Source organism: Shewanella sp. GutCb (genome assembly GCF_002836135.1).
GTDB lineage: Bacteria > Pseudomonadota > Gammaproteobacteria > Enterobacterales > Shewanellaceae > Shewanella.
Genome location: NZ_PJBL01000058.1, coordinates 1 through 1,211, shown reverse-complemented (window position 1 = coordinate 1,211; position 1,211 = coordinate 1). Strand labels below are relative to the sequence as shown.

Here is a 1,211-nt window from a genome sequence, read left to right as displayed (position 1 = left end):
AAACGTTAATTAAAGCCTAAATGGGACTTGAATTTCAGTCTTTACTTCAGATTGTTTTTCATAAAACTCGATATGGACAGTTTTATCAGACCAAAGCTCAAATTTATCGTATTTATCAATTAGAGCTATTCCTAAGGATGACAACAAAGCTAAAATCAAAACGAGTATTCTAGGATCACTAAATATATTTTTAGGACGATCTAGACATATTATCGCTGTAACTATAAATACTACTAAGATTAAACCAAGGGAAGCCAGACCGGGTACAGATGTTGTATCTGAAGTTGTAACACCTGCAGCTGTGACTAAGAATGTAATAACAGCAGTAAAGACAATAAGAATTTCAAAACTCCTCTTATTACTATCTTCACTAATTTTTTTAACTTTACCTTCCATTTCTTCTAATGTTAATTTATTAAGGTTATAAAGTGCTTCACTTTGCTCAACTGCATATGGTAATCCAGCTAATATGTTAGTAAAAATATAACTGTCAGTAAAAGGCTTCACATGATCTAATTCTTCAATAAAGCTGTTAGCTCTTGTAAAGTCATGTTGTGCTATATACTTATATAACAACTTAATTGATAAATTTATGGCTTGATTAGTGTAAGTAGAAAGTGCGGGTCCTTTAACTGTTTTCATAACCAAACCTACACTAGTCTGATGTGAATCTTCAAGTAGCTCAATACTGCGATCTTCAAGATCATTGACCATTTTAATAAATTGGTATGAGTATGCATGATTTTCAGAGTATTCGGACTTTAGGTTTCTAATTTCATTTAAGCTATTAGTTTTGTTTTTAAGATAGTTTAATTCGAAATAGAATTTAACCAGTAAATATGCCTCCCCTTTAACGTCTAAACATAGCTTCTTGATATCTTGGAGAAAATTGCTTGCGAAAGAATTCTCAGCTAATTTAGCTAAACTTTTATCAATAGCTTCAATTTCGGTAATAGTCCATGTGTCTACACAGTATGAATGACACTTCTCTAGTTCATTCATCAGCTCTTTGACAACAACTTTGTCATAAGTGGAACACGAAGCTATCGTGTCTAGAATTTCGCGGACTTTATTCATTTACTGAAACCTTTTAAATATTTACGAGCACAATTTGAGAGTTTACATAACGCCGCATTAAGCGGAAATTTACTGTTGGCTAAAATGTTTGAGGCACGAAAAACAGCCAACTGTAAATTTTCCGTTTGAATGCC

The 1,211-nt window shown here is 32.4% G+C and carries 1 protein-coding gene; it reads right to left on the bottom strand.

Annotation, left to right across the window (positions count from 1 at the left end):
* Window positions 1-9: 9 nt before the first annotated feature.
* A complete protein-coding gene (locus CXF86_RS19940; RefSeq protein ID WP_102039876.1) occupies window positions 10-1,077 on the bottom strand; it encodes a hypothetical protein in 1,068 nt (355 codons plus the stop codon).
* Window positions 1,078-1,211 lie beyond the last annotated feature (134 nt).

Coding starts and splice junctions, on each gene's coding strand:
- CXF86_RS19940 (WP_102039876.1), bottom strand. CDS start 1,077: ATGAATAAAGTCCGCGAAATTCTAGACACGATAGCTTCGTGTTCCACT.